This is a genomic window from Arthrobacter sp. UNCCL28, from assembly GCF_900102805.1.
Lineage (GTDB): Bacteria > Actinomycetota > Actinomycetes > Actinomycetales > Micrococcaceae > Arthrobacter > Arthrobacter nicotinovorans_A.
Genome location: NZ_FMWE01000001.1, coordinates 462,625 through 477,354 on the forward strand (window position 1 = coordinate 462,625; position 14,730 = coordinate 477,354).

Annotated in this window: 19 protein-coding genes; 18 read left to right on the forward strand and 1 reads right to left on the reverse strand. The window is 61.7% G+C overall.

The annotated features are described in order from the left end of the window. Positions 1-121 precede the first annotated feature (121 nt). Together BLQ01_RS02045 and BLQ01_RS22770 are read left to right on the forward strand one after the other, a co-directional pair. Positions 122-4,687 carry a hypothetical protein gene (locus tag BLQ01_RS02045; RefSeq protein WP_091549912.1) on the forward strand — a complete coding sequence of 1,522 codons (4,566 nt, stop codon included), beginning with the start codon at positions 122-124 and terminating at the stop codon, positions 4,685-4,687. A 28-nt stretch (positions 4,688-4,715) separates the two neighbouring features. Next, the gene (locus BLQ01_RS22770) at positions 4,716-4,841 is read left to right on the forward strand and encodes a hypothetical protein (protein ID WP_256378464.1); all 126 of its coding nucleotides are present in this window, start codon (positions 4,716-4,718) and stop codon (positions 4,839-4,841) included. Positions 4,842-4,874: 33 nt separating this feature from the next. On the opposite strand, the gene BLQ01_RS02050 is transcribed toward BLQ01_RS22770, so the two are convergent. Next, positions 4,875-6,308, reverse strand: a complete 1,434-nt coding sequence (locus BLQ01_RS02050) for a GH1 family beta-glucosidase (protein ID WP_091549914.1) — start codon at positions 6,306-6,308, stop codon at positions 4,875-4,877. A 395-nt stretch (positions 6,309-6,703) separates the two neighbouring features. Between BLQ01_RS02050 and rpsJ the strand changes: the two genes are divergently transcribed. The 16 genes from rpsJ to rplF all read left to right on the forward strand — a co-directional run bounded on the left by rpsJ (position 6,704) and on the right by rplF (position 14,729). Further along, the gene (rpsJ, locus tag BLQ01_RS02055; RefSeq protein WP_003803825.1) at positions 6,704-7,012 is read left to right on the forward strand and encodes a 30S ribosomal protein S10; all 309 of its coding nucleotides are present in this window, start codon (positions 6,704-6,706) and stop codon (positions 7,010-7,012) included. A gap of 17 nt (positions 7,013-7,029) precedes the next feature. Continuing rightward, a complete protein-coding gene (gene rplC, locus BLQ01_RS02060) occupies positions 7,030-7,680 on the forward strand; it encodes a 50S ribosomal protein L3 (protein ID WP_026539807.1) in 651 nt (216 codons plus the stop codon). Positions 7,681-7,684: 4 nt separating this feature from the next. Beyond that, the gene (gene rplD, locus BLQ01_RS02065; RefSeq protein ID WP_026539808.1) at positions 7,685-8,302 is read left to right on the forward strand and encodes a 50S ribosomal protein L4; all 618 of its coding nucleotides are present in this window, start codon (positions 7,685-7,687) and stop codon (positions 8,300-8,302) included. Then, positions 8,299-8,604 carry a 50S ribosomal protein L23 gene (gene rplW / locus BLQ01_RS02070; RefSeq protein ID WP_011775593.1) on the forward strand — a complete coding sequence of 102 codons (306 nt, stop codon included), beginning with the start codon at positions 8,299-8,301 and terminating at the stop codon, positions 8,602-8,604. Before rplD ends, rplW begins: the two co-directional genes overlap by 4 nt. A gap of 29 nt (positions 8,605-8,633) precedes the next feature. Beyond that, positions 8,634-9,473, forward strand: a complete 840-nt coding sequence (gene rplB, locus BLQ01_RS02075; protein WP_011775592.1) for a 50S ribosomal protein L2 — start codon at positions 8,634-8,636, stop codon at positions 9,471-9,473. Positions 9,474-9,485: 12 nt separating this feature from the next. Next, complete coding sequence (gene rpsS, locus BLQ01_RS02080) at positions 9,486-9,767, forward strand: 30S ribosomal protein S19 (protein ID WP_011775591.1); 282 nt, start codon at positions 9,486-9,488, stop codon at positions 9,765-9,767. 38 nt (positions 9,768-9,805) lie between these two features. Next, positions 9,806-10,171 carry a 50S ribosomal protein L22 gene (rplV, locus tag BLQ01_RS02085; protein ID WP_011775590.1) on the forward strand — a complete coding sequence of 122 codons (366 nt, stop codon included), beginning with the start codon at positions 9,806-9,808 and terminating at the stop codon, positions 10,169-10,171. Next, the gene (rpsC, locus tag BLQ01_RS02090; protein WP_011775589.1) at positions 10,172-10,993 is read left to right on the forward strand and encodes a 30S ribosomal protein S3; all 822 of its coding nucleotides are present in this window, start codon (positions 10,172-10,174) and stop codon (positions 10,991-10,993) included. Continuing rightward, complete coding sequence (gene rplP, locus BLQ01_RS02095) at positions 10,994-11,410, forward strand: 50S ribosomal protein L16 (protein WP_003803795.1); 417 nt, start codon at positions 10,994-10,996, stop codon at positions 11,408-11,410. Between the two features lie 2 nt (positions 11,411-11,412). Further along, positions 11,413-11,733: a 50S ribosomal protein L29 gene (rpmC, locus tag BLQ01_RS22775; protein WP_014922387.1), complete on the forward strand. Its 321-nt coding sequence runs from the start codon at positions 11,413-11,415 to the stop codon at positions 11,731-11,733. Further along, entirely contained in the window at positions 11,730-12,026 is a 297-nt protein-coding gene (rpsQ, locus tag BLQ01_RS02105) for a 30S ribosomal protein S17 (RefSeq protein ID WP_011775587.1), read from the forward strand. The genes rpmC and rpsQ overlap by 4 nt, the downstream gene beginning before the upstream one ends. A 352-nt stretch (positions 12,027-12,378) precedes the next feature. Continuing rightward, positions 12,379-12,747, forward strand: a complete 369-nt coding sequence (gene rplN, locus BLQ01_RS02110; protein WP_003803789.1) for a 50S ribosomal protein L14 — start codon at positions 12,379-12,381, stop codon at positions 12,745-12,747. A 3-nt stretch (positions 12,748-12,750) separates the two neighbouring features. Next, positions 12,751-13,110, forward strand: a complete 360-nt coding sequence (gene rplX, locus BLQ01_RS02115; protein ID WP_026539810.1) for a 50S ribosomal protein L24 — start codon at positions 12,751-12,753, stop codon at positions 13,108-13,110. Next, positions 13,110-13,697 carry a 50S ribosomal protein L5 gene (gene rplE, locus BLQ01_RS02120; RefSeq protein ID WP_035760459.1) on the forward strand — a complete coding sequence of 196 codons (588 nt, stop codon included), beginning with the start codon at positions 13,110-13,112 and terminating at the stop codon, positions 13,695-13,697. Before rplX ends, rplE begins: the two co-directional genes overlap by 1 nt. A 78-nt stretch (positions 13,698-13,775) precedes the next feature. Continuing rightward, on the forward strand, positions 13,776-14,174 hold the full coding sequence (gene rpsH, locus BLQ01_RS02125) for a 30S ribosomal protein S8 (RefSeq protein WP_011775584.1): 399 nt from the start codon (positions 13,776-13,778) through the stop codon (positions 14,172-14,174). Between the two features lie 18 nt (positions 14,175-14,192). Next, entirely contained in the window at positions 14,193-14,729 is a 537-nt protein-coding gene (gene rplF / locus BLQ01_RS02130; RefSeq protein ID WP_026539812.1) for a 50S ribosomal protein L6, read from the forward strand. Position 14,730 lies beyond the last annotated feature (1 nt).

Genomic DNA, 14,730 nt, shown 5'->3' on the forward strand with positions numbered 1-14,730 from the left:
CCGGTAGTCATTCAGGAAGAACCCCACCGTTTCGGCGGTGGGGTTCTTTTTGGTACTGTTACTCTATCGATTGGATAAACGCGGGGAGTATGTCGACTGCCCGTGACGTCAAGGAGTGGCCATGGAAGTCCTGCTAGTACTGATACTCCTTGCTGTGTCGTGGGCGGTGGGTAATGCCATAGGGCGGGGTCGAGGCCGGAAAGAAGCCACCGCCACCGCAGCCGTGGTTGAACAACGTGCCTACCAGGCGGGCTACCTGGCCGGCCATATGGCGGGTTGGCGCGACGCCGAAGCCAAGATGCAGGGAGCTCTTCCGGGGTCCCGTGCAACTGCTCCTACGGGGCCAACAGTCTCGCCGGCAGGCGGCCCCGCCGCGCCTCCCTCGCCACCATTGCATCCTCCAACACACGTGGGTGCGCCCTTCGACGCGCCTGCCTTCAGGCCGACGTCCAATCAGTCACCTCTCCTGCCTCCCACGTTTCCAGCAGCACACGTCGGTGCGCCCTTTGCGGCCAAGGTCCCCAGTCCGGCGTCGGGTTCCCAACCTCCCTCGGTGCCGCAGCGTCCCGCGACGGTACAGCCGCAACCGGCAGTGCGCCAGCAGGTTCCCATTGCGCGGGAAACTCCCGAGGCGGCAGCCGCGCGCAAGGCCAAGCGTGACCAGCAGAACATCAACATCACGCTTTACGTCGCCAGTCTCCTACTGGTGGCAGCCGGTGCCTTGTTCGTCGGGACAAGCCTGCCGGAACTGTTTCGTTTCGCAGGCATCTGCTTCATTACCACCCTGTTTTACGTTGCCGGGTTGATCATTCACGCCAAGATGCCGCGCCTGCGTCCTGCCGCAATTGCGTTCGTTGGAACGGGATTGGCCCTTATCCCCGTAACAGGGCTCGCCATGTACAACTTCGTACTGCCCAACGGTCCGGCGGCATGGCTGGTGACCTCAATTTTGGGGACCGCCGTATATGCCTACACAGCAGTACGGCTTGACAACAAGGTCCTGGCCTTCCTTTCCCTCAGTTTCGTTGTCTCGACAGCCTGGTCCGGAGTTTCCGTGCTCGGCGGGGCTCTGGTCTGGTATTTCACGGCGTTGATTGGAATCGCCATTGTGCTCACGTTGGGAGCGTTGGTTCGACCCAGGTGGTTGCCGCCGCTCTATGTCCGTCCGCTGATGATGCTCCATCCCTATGTGGTTCCCTTGGTGGCGCTGGCTGTGACGGTCACCCCACAACTCCTTGCCCGGGGCGAATACCCGCTGGTCATGTTGATGTGCGGCACCTACTTTGCCGTGATGGCCTTCATTCCGAAGGCCCGGTACAGGCTGCAGCACGTCTACGCGGCGCGCATGGCCCTGACGTTGGCGTTGTTGGGACTGGTGTGGGACACCACTTCGGATGTGAGTACGGTGCTGTTTGCGGCAGTCATTTGCTTCGGCGTTCAATCCTTGGGAATTGCTCTTGGGGGAGGGGCCCTGAAGCTGCGGCACTGGTGGAACGACGCCGTGTCCTGCTTGGGCCTGCAGTTGGCCACCGCTGCCGTCCTCACAGTGGTGTTGGGCCTCGGGACCTATGAACTGCCAACGTATCTTCCGCTCGCTGCCACGATGGTGACGGCAATGCTGGTGGGCTGGAAGCTGGGCGCCGGAACCGAGTTTGCGCCCGCAGTTGTCCTCACGGTGGCCCTGCCGTTCATGGGCCTGCTGGGCGCGTGGCCGGTGTCGGTATTGCTGGCATCCGCCGCCCTGTATTGGGCTGTGAGGGCGGCCGTGCATCCGGTCTCCTTCAGGCCTGTGCTGGTCCTTGCAGCACGAACAGCGGCAACGGCGGCGGTGCCCACCGCAGTTGCCGGTATCTTCCCGGACAGTCCGGACAGGATTGCCGTTTCCTTGGTTGCCCTCGTTGCAGCAGCAGCTGCGCAACAACTGGTCAGTGCGTGCCTGAAGCGTGCGGGGGTGGAACTGCTTGCTCCGCAGGCTACACTTTCCGGGTTCTGGGGGCTCGCTGCAGCAGGCTTGCTGGTTCTGCCATTGGTGGACCGTACTGACGGTCATCCCTTCATTGTCACGGCCGTGCTCCTGGTGTTGTTTGCCGGTGTCGCCTCTGGCGCATTGTTGTTTCCGCCGTCACGGCAGGACAGCGCTGCGGCGGGGAGTTGGCGCCCTACCCTCGGCGAAGTCGTCGCCCCGGCATCGGTCATGGTTGCTGGAGGGGTTGCGTGGGCCGCCGTCTCAGTGGCGTTGGCAAACGTGGTGCTCCTGGCAGCGGTGGCATACTTTGCCGCCACCGCCCTCCGAATTCCCGCTTCCTTCCACCGCCAGTCGTACTGGTGGCTGGCACGGGTGGCAGGTACCGTCCTGGCCGGTTCGGCCTACCTGGAGGCGCTGCGGCGTGGTTGGAGCGTTGGCGTCGCCGGCGAACTTCCTACTGTGGCGCTGGTGGTAGCTGGAGTGGCGGCTCTGCAACTGGTCCTGCCCCTGCAGCAAGACATCCGCCGACGCTTCCCGCACGCTTCCATGGTGGATGCCGCCGTGGTGGTAGCGGTGATGGCCGGAGCGGCGACCATCCTGACGGTTTCCCCCGGCTCCGGAGAGCAGGTCCTGCGTGGGGGTTGGCAACCCGGGTTGGTGGCAATTGCGACTGGCCTCGCGGCAGTTCTCTGCGGCGTAGTCCTGAGACGGCACCCGGCGGCCTGGCTCTTCGGGCCCGTGACCCTCGTGCTGCTCCTTGCCCTGCGCTTCGGAAGTGTCCGGGATGTGGAGATTCTCCTGGGAGTTTTCGCAGCCTACAGCGGCTTCATGGTGGCAGTGGAAAAGGGACGTTACGTTCGTGGCGCCTACATGCTGGGCCTGCGTGTTTTGTCCTTGGCTTTCATCGGAGTCCTGGTGGGCGATCTCTCAGAGTCGACCACCACGGTTTCCATGACCATGGCCGTGGTCCTCGTGCTGCAGCACGCAATCACGTGGATCCAACGCAGCCGAGGCCTGGACATTGCCTTCCAGCAGTCGGCGGTCTGGGCTGCTTTGGCGGCCCAGCTCCTGTTGCCCGCGGTGTACCTGCTCGCGGGATCCCACGACGGCGGTGGCCGTTGGGTGGTTATCGTCCAGTTGGCGCTCTCCGCAGCCTCCGCCGCGATCGTTTGGCGTCTCCTGGGCGTCCGGGGATCCCAATACTTCAGTGCCGCAGCCATGGCAGGGGGCGTGATTGCTGCCGGACCGTCCCTGGCGTTCCCGGCGGGCACATGGTTGTTCCAGCCACTCCTGGACAGGGCGCAAGTGCCGGTGGTGCTTTTGGGGCTTGCCGTCGTGATTGTGGTTGCCCGGGTTGTGTATGCCGTCATCCGCGCCGGACAAACCCCAGCCCACGTGGCCGAACGCTGGTTCTGGTTCATTGCATCGCTTGCCTTCGTCATGACCGGGGGCCTATTGGCCCTTGACGTCTCAAACGCCCTGACCGGGCTGGCGGTGCTGGTCCTCGCAGCAGTGCTGTTCGCTGCCTCGCATGTTGAGCAGTTGCCGGCGATGTACCTCGGTGCCGCCCCGTCCGTGCTGGTAGGTGCCGTTCCCGCCGTCGACGGTTTGCTCCCGGGTGCTGCACTTGGAGTGTGGAGCGATTACGCACCTTGGCTGGTAGGTGGTGTTGGTACGGCCGTGCTTCTTTACGCGATGAAGTGGCTGGGCGGGGCTGCGGTTCTCCTGCAGCCGTTGCGGCGAAATGCCCTCGCGGCAACAGCGGCCGTAGCCCTGGCTTCATCGGCCACTGCTGGGATGATTCGTGATCAGACGTCCTGGGTGGGATTTGTCCTGGTGGTCGCTACCGGTGTGTTGATTGTTGTTGAGACGCCCTTCAATAAATGGTTGACGGGTGAAGTGGCGGCGCTGGTCTCCCTGGCAGCCCTTCAGCGGGCTGTGCTCTTCGTTGGCGACGCCGCACCGGACTGGTTCTGGGCAGTGCAGTGGTACGTCCTGGCCGCGGCTGTTTTAGCAGGGATGCGCTACATCAAGGGGCAGCGCAGCGAAGGCCTGCTCCGGCTCTGCATTGCCGCGGGTCTGCTGTCGACGACGTCTTTGGGAACCATCTTCGGCGGGACCGCCCCCCAGCAGCTGTATGTCCTGGTAGGGCACGCGGTGCTTCTTGTTGCCGGGTTGCTGCTGGCTGAGAGGGCCATGGTGTGGTGGGGTGCTGCAGGCGTAGCGCTCAGCGTTATGTGGGCGCTGCGTTCGTACGCGTTCGCCATGCTTGCGTTGGTCGCCCTGGCACTGATTGTCCTGGCCGTTTGGCGCCTGAACAGGAAGCCTCAGGCACCTGCAGGTGGTCAAGTGCCGGGCGGTGGGCCGGGTGGTGCTCCGGGTGGTGCTCCGGGCGGTGTGCCGCCGCAGGGTGGATGGCCGGGTGGCGTGCCTGGTGGGGTGGCTCCGCAGGGCGGATGGTCGGGTGGTGTGCCGCCGCAGGGTGGTTGGTCGGGCGGTGTGCCTGGTGGTGTGCCGCCGCAGGGTGGTTGGTCGGGCGGTGTGCCTGGTGGTGTGCCGCCGCAGGGCGGTTGGTCGGGTGGCGTGCCTGGTGGTGTGCCGCAGCAGGGCGGACGGCCGGATGGTGCCAGCCCGGACAGTGCATCGGCGCAGGACGGTCCACCGAACAATGCCATGCCTGGCCCCACCCCGTGGGGACAGGAGAAGGACGGAATCCGATAATCTGGCAGTCTACGAAGAGGAGCGCAGTATGGAATTCCTGATCTTCCTGGCAGTCATTGCCGCCGTTGGTGGTGGTGTGCTGTGGGGCCGCAAGAACTTTCGGAGCGAAATTGAGCGCGCCAAGCGAATCCGGCGTGCCAACAAGAACAATTAGCCCGTCGTTTTAACCTGGTTGGGTGGTGAGGGCTCACGGTTCACGGCTTCGGGCCCTCTCCAACGCGCGCAGCCAGTAAAAGGATTCTTTGGGAGTCCGTTCCAAGGTGTGGAAGTCGACATGGACCAGCCCGAAGCGCTGTGAATAGCCTGCGGCCCACTCAAAGTTGTCCAGAAGTGTCCAGACGTAATAGCCGCGCAGATCCACATCCTCGGCAATCCCGCCCGGGCCGGTTGCGGTCAGGGCGTGGCCAAGGTGCTCGGCGAGGTAGGAGATGCGGTTGGTGTCCTGGACCGGGCCATCAACGTGGGGCGGTTCCGGAAAACTGGCACCGCCTTCGGTGATGTAAAGCGGGGGAAGGGCCTCTCCGTACCTGTCCTTCATCTCCCTCAGCAACAACGCCAGATACTGCGGTGCAACAGGCCAGCCGAATCCGGTGGTGTCGTACTCCTGGTACGCCGCCAGGTGGAACGGGACCTTGGTCATCTCGGGAGAGGTTCCCGTGGGGATCTCCGCCGGGCCCGGACCCGCTGCGACCTTGACGGGGTAGTAGTAGTTGAGTCCGTAGAAATCCAACGGCTGGCTGATCAGCTCGAGATCGCCGTCGTGGACAGTGCCTAGCGAGCGGAACCAAGGTTTCATAGGTAGGGGTGGCCTGGGGTACTGGCCAAGGAGTATGGCATCGGCATAGATGCGGTTGAGGATCAGGTCCAGCGCCTGCGCCATCAGCCGGTCGCCGAGGCTGGTGCCGGCGGGCTCCACGGGGCAGTGCATGTTGGATACTCCGATCTGTCCTTTGACGCCCGCATCACGGAGGGCGCGTACCGCCATTCCGTGGCCCAGCAATTGGTGGTGTGCCGCCGGCAGGGAATCAAACAGGAGTTGCCGGCCCGGAGCGTGCACCCCCAGGGAGTACCCCTGCACCGTGACTGACACGGGCTCGTTCATGGTGACCCAATGATCCACGCGGTCCCCGAACCGTTGTGCAGCGGCGGCGCAGTAAACCGCAAAGCGCTCGGCAGTATCCCGGTTCATCCACCCGCCGGCGTGCTCCAGTTCCAACGGGGTATCCCAGTGGTACAGGGTAGCCATGGGGGAGATGCCTGCGGCCAGGAGCTTGTCTATCAGCCGGTCGTAGAAATCCAACCCGCGCTGGTTGACTGAACCTTTGCCGCCAGGCTGGATCCTCGGCCAGGACAGCGAGAAACGGTAGGAGTCCACGCCGAGTTCCTGCATCAAGGCGATGTCTTCATCAGCGCGGTTGTAATGGTCGCACGCTACGCTGGGGGAGCCGCCGTCGACTATTGCTCCTGGCTTTTCCGCAAACGCATCCCAACCCGAAGGGCCACGGCCATCGGCCGTCAGTGATCCTTCAATCTGGAAAGCAGCCGAGGCCACACCCAGCGTGAAGCCGGGACGCAGCCGCGCCGCCAGATCTTCCACGGAGCCTGAATCCTGGACCGTCATGCACCCATCTTCCTCAGGCGCAGGCTGCCGGGCAATGGCCCTGCAGGGGGCTCTTCCGCCTCCGATTGGCCTTTACCCCATATTTCCGCCATACTGGATGAGTTGTTCAAGCGCTTCTTCGTGTCCCGATCCGGATAATGCCGGGTGTCAGGGTCCAGGTTGAAGCCCAAACATAACCCTGAACCCCATGGAATGCGGTCGAGTCTGCGTGGAAATCGCGACACGCCCGACCGCGGGGGTCGGTGCGCCGGCAGGTTGAGGAACCCGGAATATCCGGATTCAGCTTGTGCGGCGTGTGGTGGTAAAACCTCAAACGCTTCGGCGGCCACATCAACAGGTAAGTAAACAGAGCAGCCCTAACTAGAGCAGCACTAGCTGAAAGAGAGTCAGGCGACATGGCGGGACAAAAAATCCGCATCCGGCTGAAGTCATATGACCACGAGGTCATTGATGTTTCAGCGCGGAAGATCGTTGAGACGGTCACGCGCGCAGGCGCAACGGTAGTCGGCCCGGTGCCGCTGCCCACGGAGAAGAACGTTTACTGCGTTATTCGCTCTCCTCACAAGTACAAGGACAGCCGTGAGCACTTCGAAATGCGTACTCACAAGCGTCTGATCGACATCATCGACCCCACGCCGAAGGCCGTCGACTCGCTTATGCGTCTCGATCTGCCTGCAGACGTGAACATCGAAATCAAGCTCTAGGGAGGTGCTGAGAGACTATGACCGCAACCCGTAACGTAAAGGGCCTGCTGGGCACGAAGCTCGGCATGACCCAGGTCTGGGACGAGAACAACAAGCTCATCCCGGTAACTGTTGTCCAGGCTGACTCCAACGTCATCACCCAGCTGCGCAACGCAGAGGTGGATGGCTACGTCGCCGTACAGATCGGCTACGGCCAGATCGACCCCCGCAAGGTCACCAAGCCGCTGGCTGGTCACTTTGAAAAGGCCGGCGTCACCCCTCGCCGCCATGTCGTCGAACTGCGTACCGCAGACGCCGCATCCTACGAGCTGGGCCAGGAGCTCTCTGTTGAGATCTTCGAAGCCGGCCAGAAGATCGACGTCGTCGGCACCTCAAAGGGTAAGGGCTTCGCCGGTGTTATGAAGCGTCACGGCTTCCACGGCGTTGGCGCTTCCCACGGTGCCCACAAGAACCACCGTAAGCCTGGCTCCATCGGTGGCGCATCCACCCCGAGCCGCGTCTTCAAGGGCCTGAAAATGGCCGGCCGCATGGGCGCCGAACGTCACACCACGCTGAACCTCACGGTTCACGCTGTTGACGTTGAGAAGTCGCTGCTCCTTATCAAGGGTGCCGTTCCCGGCGCCCGCGGCCAGGTCGTACTCGTACGCACCGCCGTGAAGGGAGCCTAGTTCAATGACTAGCACTGTCAAGGTAGACCTGCCTGCAGAGATCTTCGACGTCCAGACCAACGTGCCGCTGCTGCACCAGGTCGTCGTCGCACAGCTCGCTGCTGCACGCCAGGGTACCCACAAGACGAAGACCCGCGCCGAGGTTTCCGGTGCAGGTCGCAAGCCGTTCAAGCAGAAGGGTACCGGCCGCGCCCGTCAGGGTTCCATCCGTGCTCCTCACATGACCGGCGGTGGCGTTGTCCACGGTCCGACCCCTCGTGACTACAGCCAGCGCACCCCCAAGAAGATGAAGGCTGCTGCACTCCGCGGCGCCCTGTCTGACCGCGCCCGCAACGGCCGCATCCACGTCATCGCTGAACTGGTAGCCGGCACCAAGCCGTCCGCCAAGGAAGCACTGGCTTCGCTGCGCTCCGTTACTGAGCGCAAGAACCTGCTCGTTGTTATCGAGCGCGCCAACGATGTTGCTGCACTGTCCGTGCGCAACCTCCAGGATGTTCACGTTCTGTACGCAGATCAGCTGAACACCTACGACGTGCTTGTCTCCGACGACGTGGTCTTCACCAAGGCTGCTTTCGAGGCGTTCGTCGCTGACAAGGCAAAGAACGAGGAGGCCTCCAAGTGAGCGTAACCACCATCAAGGACCCGCGCGACGTCGTGCTTGCACCCGTCGTTTCGGAAAAGAGCTACGGTCTGATCGACGAAGGCAAGTACACCTTCCTGGTGGACCCTCGCTCGAACAAGACCGAGATCAAATTGGCCGTTGAGAAGATCTTCTCGGTCAAGGTTGACTCGATCAACACCATCAACCGTGCCGGTAAGCGCAAGCGCACCAAATTCGGCTGGGGACAGCGCAAGAGCACCAAGCGTGCAATTGTCACCCTCAAAGAAGGCACAATCGACATCTTCGGCGGTCCGCTCGCGTAGCGGAGACCACTTTAACGAGGAAATAAATTATGGGAATCCGTAAATACAAGCCGACTACCCCGGGCCGTCGTGGCTCGAGCGTAGCCGACTTTGCTGAAATCACGCGATCGACTCCGGAAAAGTCGTTGCTGCGTCCGCTGCACAAAACAGGCGGCCGTAACAACTCCGGTAAGATCACCACCCGTCACAAGGGTGGTGGGCACAAGCGCCAGTACCGTCTGATCGACTTCCGTCGTCACGACAAGGACGGCATCAACGCCCGCGTTGCCGAAATCGAGTACGACCCGAACCGCACGGCTCGCATCGCACTCCTGCACTACGTTGATGGCACCAAGCGTTACATCATCGCCCCTAACAAGCTGTCCCAGGGTGACTTCGTCGAGGCTGGTCCCGACGCTGACATCAAGCCGGGCAACAACCTGCCGCTGCGCAACATCCCGGTTGGTACCGTAATCCACGCAGTTGAACTGCGTCCGGGTGGCGGTGCCAAGATGGCACGTTCCGCAGGTGCTTCGGTACAGCTCGTTGCCAAGGAAGGCCGTTTCGCCCAGCTGCGTCTGCCCTCCGGTGAAATCCGCAACGTTGACGTGCGCTGCCGCGCAACCGTCGGCGAGGTCGGCAACGCCGAGCAGTCGAACATCAACTGGGGCAAGGCCGGCCGCATGCGCTGGAAGGGCGTTCGCCCGACCGTCCGTGGTGTAGCCATGAACCCGGTTGACCACCCGCACGGTGGTGGTGAAGGTAAGACTTCCGGTGGACGTCACCCGGTTAACCCGAACGGCAAGCCCGAGGGCCGTACCCGCCGTCCGAACAAAGAGAGCGACAAGCTTATTGTTCGTCGCCGCCGTACTGGCAAGAACAAGCGATAGGAGCCTGGACACATGCCACGCAGCCTGAAAAAAGGTCCTTTCGTTGACCAGCACCTCTTTGTGAAGGTCGCACGGGAAAACGATAAGGGCACCAAGAACGTCATCAAGACCTGGTCCCGCCGTTCGATGATCATCCCCGACATGCTCGGGCACACGATCGCCGTACACGACGGACGCAAGCACATCCCGGTGTTTGTCACAGAGTCGATGGTCGGGCACAAGCTCGGCGAATTCGCTCCCACGCGGACATTCCGCGGCCATGTTAAGGACGACCGTAAGGGCAAGCGCCGCTAGGCGCCTGACTTTACGTCTTAGACGAGAGAAGGAAAGCAATGGAAGCCAAGGCTATTGCGCGTCACATCCGCGTAACGCCTATGAAGGCCCGGCGCGTCGTCAACCTTGTTCGTGGTAAGCAAGCGAATGAGGCTCTGGCAATTCTGAAGTTTGCCCCCCAGGCAGCTTCGGAGCCGGTATTCAAGGTACTTCAGTCGGCAATGGCCAACGCACGTGTCCTCGCGGACCGTGACGGCGTTGCATTCGACGACAGCGACCTCTTCATCACCGAAGCATTTGTTGATGAAGGCCCGACCATGAAGCGGTTCCAGCCGCGTGCCCAGGGCCGCGCCTACCGCATTAGGAAGCGGACCAGCCACATCACGCTGGTTGTCGCAACCCCGGAGAAAGAGGAGGCTCGCTAAGTGGGACAGAAAGTAAACCCGCACGGGTTCCGACTCGGCATCACCACCGACCACGTTTCGCACTGGTTCGCTGACAGCACCAAGCCCGGACAGCGCTACAAGGACTTCGTCCGCGAGGACATCAAGATCCGTCAGCTCATGTCCACCGGCATGGAGCGCGCCGGCATCGCCAAGGTCGAAATCGAGCGCACCCGTGACCGTGTCCGCGTGGACATCCACACGGCACGCCCGGGCATCGTCATCGGCCGCCGCGGCGCAGAAGCAGACCGCATCCGCGGCGAGCTCGAAAAGCTCACCGGCAAGCAGGTTCAGCTGAACATCCTCGAGGTCAAGAACCCCGAGATGGAAGCACAGCTTGTTGCCCAGGGCATCGCTGAGCAGCTGACTTCCCGCGTGGCTTTCCGCCGTGCGATGAAGAAGGCAATGCAGTCCGCACAGCGTGCGGGTGCCAAGGGCATCCGTGTTGCTTGCTCGGGTCGTCTGGGTGGCGCAGAAATGTCCCGCTCGGAGTTCTACCGCGAAGGCCGTGTGCCCCTGCACACCCTCCGCGCGAACATCGACTACGGCTTCTACGAAGCCAAGACCACCTTCGGCCGTATCGGTGTGAAGGTTTGGATCTACAAGGGTGACGTAACTGCCAAGGAACTGGCTCAGCAGGCAGCTGCTGCTCCGTCCCGTGGCCGTGCAGGAGACCGTCCGGGCCGCCCGGGTGGCGACCGCCGTCGTCGTAACGACCGTCCGGCAGCTGAGGCAGCACCTGCTGCCGTTGAAGCACCGGCCGCTGAAGCTGCTGCTCCTGCAGCAGAAGGAGGACAGGCTTAAATGCTTATCCCACGTCGAGTCAAGCACCGTAAGCAGCACCACCCGGGTCGTTCCGGCGCTGCTACGGGCGGCACCAAGGTCAGCTTCGGTGAGTACGGTATCCAGGCTCTTAGCCCGGCATACGTAACCAACCGTCAGATCGAGTCCGCTCGTATCGCGATGACCCGCCACATCAAGCGTGGCGGCAAGGTCTGGATCAACATCTACCCGGACCGTCCGCTGACGAAGAAGCCTGCTGAAACCCGCATGGGTTCCGGTAAGGGTTCTCCGGAATGGTGGGTCGCAAACGTCAAGCCGGGCCGGGTTCTCTTCGAACTCTCCGGTGTCAATGAAGAGGTAGCTCGCGAGGCCCTGCGCCTGGCAATCCACAAGCTCCCGTTGAAGGCACGCATTGTGCGTCGCGAAGGTGGTGAATAGAAATGGCAGTAGGGTCGAAGGATCTCGCACCCGCACAGCTGGACGGTTTCGACAACGAGCGTCTCGTTGAAGAACTCCGCAAGTCCAAGGAAGAGCTGTTCAACCTGCGTTTCCAGTCCGCCACCGGACAGCTGGAGAACCACGGTCGCCTGCGCGCGGTAAAGAAGGACATCGCACGCATCTACACCGTTCTGCGTGAGCGCGAGCTGGGCATTCGTGCCGAGGTTGCCGCACCGGTTGTGGAAGCCAAGGAAGAAAAGAAGTCCAAGAAGGCTGCCAAGGCTGAAAAGGCCGAGGTTGAAGCTGGAGAGGACGCCAAGTGAGCGAGAAGGAAACTGTGACGGAAGCAGCAGCCAGCGCTGAACAGCGCGGTTACCGTAAGACGCGTCGCGGCTACGTTGTCTCTGACAAGATGGAAAAGACCATCGTTGTTCAGGTTGAAGACCGCGTGAAGCACGCTCTGTACGGCAAGGTTATTCGCCGCACCTCGAAGATCAAGGCTCACGACGAAGAGAACACCGCCGGCATCGGCGACCTCGTTCTCATCTCTGAGACCCGCCCGCTCTCCGCTACCAAGCGGTGGCGTCTGGTGGAGATCCTCGAAAAGGCCAAGTAAATCCAACGTCAGGTACGCCTGGCAGTGATTTTCGGAAAGGTCCGTGTTCCTTCGGGAATGCGGACCTTTCCGCTTGCCCGGCCGTTTCGGTCCAGGCCTGAAAACGTGCTAGGATATTGAGTTTGTATGGCGCCACTTGTGCGTCATCAACTACCTCGTAAACAATCGTGCCGCTGCATACTGCCCCGCGCAGAGTTTTCTGCAAGGGAAGCTGATGCTTGTGGCACGGGCGTTTAGGCCTGTACTGGCAAAATCCAGGCAGGTCAAGAGACACCCCGATCAACCGTTCCGCAAGGCTCATTCCGTATGCATGATTTCGGTCTGAGAACCGGCGCGACGCAAGGAGTAAAAATTGATTCAGCAGGAGTCGCGACTCAAGGTCGCCGACAACACGGGTGCTAAGGAAATCCTTACCATTCGCGTTCTCGGTGGATCCGGTCGTCGCTACGCAGGCATTGGCGACGTGATCGTCGCTACCGTCAAGGACGCTATCCCTGGCGGAAACGTAAAGAAGGGTGACGTCGTCAAGGCTGTCATCGTTCGTACCAAGAAGGAACGCCGCCGTGCGGATGGTTCCTACATCAAGTTTGACGAAAACGCAGCTGTGATCCTGAAGAACGACGGTGACCCCCGCGGTACCCGTATCTTCGGCCCGGTTGGTCGTGAACTTCGCGACAAGAAGTTCATGAAGATCGTTTCGCTGGCCCCGGAGGTGCTTTAGTCCATGGCTAAGATCAAGAAGGGTGACCTCGTTCAGGTCATCACCGGTGCCAAGCAGGAACGCGGCGGAGACCGCGGCAAGCAGGGCAAGGTTCTGCGCGTATTCCCGGACACCAACCGCGTGCTGGTAGAGGGAATCAACCGCGTCACCAAGCACACCAAGGTCGGTCAGTCGCAGCGCGGCACCAAGACCGGTGGCATCGAGGTTGTTGAAGCCCCGATCCACGTTTCCAACGTTGCTCTGGTTGACCCGTCGACCAAGAAGCCGACCCGTGTTGGTTTCCGTCTCGACACCGTTGAGAGGGACGGCGCTACCAAGACCGTCCGTATCCGCGTGTCCAAGGCCACCGGGAAGGACATCTGATGAGTGAAACACTGTCTGAGACTACCGTCGCAAACAAGATCGTTCCGCGTCTGAAGACCAAGTATGCAGAGACCATCAAGAAGTCCCTGCAGGAGGAATTCAGCTACGCGAACGTCAACCAGGTTCCCCGCCTGGTCAAGGTTGTAGTGAACATGGGTGTTGGAGATGCCGCCAAGGACTCCAAGCTGATCGACGGCGCTGTCCGCGACCTCACCCTGATCACCGGCCAGAAGCCGCAGGTAACCAAGGCCCGCAAGTCGATCGCACAGTTCAAGCTGCGCGAAGGCATGCCGATCGGTGCACACGCAACTCTGCGTGGGGACCGCATGTGGGAATTCGTGGACCGTCTGGTTTCGCTGGCTTTGCCGCGTATCCGTGACTTCCGCGGCCTCAACGGCAAGCAGTTCGATGGCAACGGCAACTACACCTTCGGTCTGACCGAGCAGGTTATGTTCCACGAGATCGACCAGGACTCCATCGACCGCGTTCGCGGTATGGACATCACGGTCGTCACCACCGCCAAGACCGATGACGAAGGCCGCGCGCTGCTCAAGGCGCTTGGTTTCCCGTTCAAGACCGAAAACTAACTACGTGACAGGTCCGTCTTCGCAGGCTCTTGAGAGCCGGCGCAGCGGAAACCGGTACGAGGAAGGGCTATAGCCCAAATGACTATGACAGATCCTGTCGCAGACATGCTCACGCGTCTGCGCAATGCAAACTCGGCATACCACGACACCGTGTCCATGCCGTACAGCAAACTGAAGGCACGCGTTGCCGACATCCTGAAGGCAGAAGGCTACATTGCCGGCTGGAAGGAAGAAGACGCCGAGGTTGGCAAGAAGCTGACCATCGACCTGAAGTTCGGTCCGAACCGCGAGCGTTCCATCGCTGGCGTCCGCCGCATCTCCAAGCCGGGTCTCCGCGTTTACGCGAAGTCCACCAACCTGCCGCACGTGCTGGGTGGCCTGGGTATCGCAATCCTGTCCACCTCTTCCGGCCTCCTGACTGACAAGCAGGCCGGCAAGAAGGGCGTGGGCGGCGAAGTCCTCGCGTACGTCTGGTAACGGGAAAGGAAGAGAATAATGTCACGTATTGGACGTCTCCCCATCACCGTTCCTGCCGGAGTTGAGGTCAAGCTCGATGGCTCCGTCATCAGCGTCAAAGGTGCCAAAGGCGAGCTGAGCCACACTGTGGCCAGCCCGATCGAGGTTACCCAGGAAGAGAACACCCTGACGGTCACCCGCCCGAACGACGAGCGCAACTCGCGTTCGCTGCACGGCCTGACCCGCACCCTGATCGCCAACATGATCCAGGGCGTTACCGAGGGCTACGAGAAGAAGCTTGAAATCGTTGGTACTGGTTACCGCGTTCAGGCCAAGGGTTCTGACCTGGAGTTCGCTCTGGGCTACAGCCACCCGGTTAACGTCTCTGCACCCGAAGGCATCACCTTCGTAGTAGAGGGTCCGACCAAGCTCTCTGTTTCGGGTATCAACAAGCAGCAGGTCGGCGAGGTTGCTGCCAACATTCGCAAGCTGCGCAAGCCTGACCCCTACAAGGGCAAGGGTGTCCGTTACGCCGGCGAAGTCATCCGCCGCAAGGTCGGAAAGGCTGGTAAGTAAA

Bases quoted from the DNA above. Each gene is read 5' to 3' on its own strand.
- BLQ01_RS02045 (WP_091549912.1), top strand. From the start codon at position 122: ATGGAAGTCCTGCTAGTACTGATACTCCTTGCTGTGTCGTGGGCGGTG.
- BLQ01_RS22770 (WP_256378464.1), top strand. From the start codon at position 4,716: ATGGAATTCCTGATCTTCCTGGCAGTCATTGCCGCCGTTGGTGGTGGT.
- BLQ01_RS02050 (WP_091549914.1), bottom strand. From the start codon at position 6,308: ATGACGGTCCAGGATTCAGGCTCCGTGGAAGATCTGGCGGCGCGGCTG.
- rpsJ (WP_003803825.1), top strand. From the start codon at position 6,704: ATGGCGGGACAAAAAATCCGCATCCGGCTGAAGTCATATGACCACGAG.
- rplC (WP_026539807.1), top strand. From the start codon at position 7,030: ATGACCGCAACCCGTAACGTAAAGGGCCTGCTGGGCACGAAGCTCGGC.
- rplD (WP_026539808.1), top strand. From the start codon at position 7,685: ATGACTAGCACTGTCAAGGTAGACCTGCCTGCAGAGATCTTCGACGTC.
- rplB (WP_011775592.1), top strand. From the start codon at position 8,634: ATGGGAATCCGTAAATACAAGCCGACTACCCCGGGCCGTCGTGGCTCG.
- rpsS (WP_011775591.1), top strand. From the start codon at position 9,486: ATGCCACGCAGCCTGAAAAAAGGTCCTTTCGTTGACCAGCACCTCTTT.
- rplV (WP_011775590.1), top strand. From the start codon at position 9,806: ATGGAAGCCAAGGCTATTGCGCGTCACATCCGCGTAACGCCTATGAAG.
- rplP (WP_003803795.1), top strand. From the start codon at position 10,994: ATGCTTATCCCACGTCGAGTCAAGCACCGTAAGCAGCACCACCCGGGT.
- rpmC (WP_014922387.1), top strand. From the start codon at position 11,413: ATGGCAGTAGGGTCGAAGGATCTCGCACCCGCACAGCTGGACGGTTTC.
- rplX (WP_026539810.1), top strand. From the start codon at position 12,751: ATGGCTAAGATCAAGAAGGGTGACCTCGTTCAGGTCATCACCGGTGCC.
- rplE (WP_035760459.1), top strand. From the start codon at position 13,110: ATGAGTGAAACACTGTCTGAGACTACCGTCGCAAACAAGATCGTTCCG.
- rpsH (WP_011775584.1), top strand. From the start codon at position 13,776: ATGACTATGACAGATCCTGTCGCAGACATGCTCACGCGTCTGCGCAAT.
- rplF (WP_026539812.1), top strand. From the start codon at position 14,193: ATGTCACGTATTGGACGTCTCCCCATCACCGTTCCTGCCGGAGTTGAG.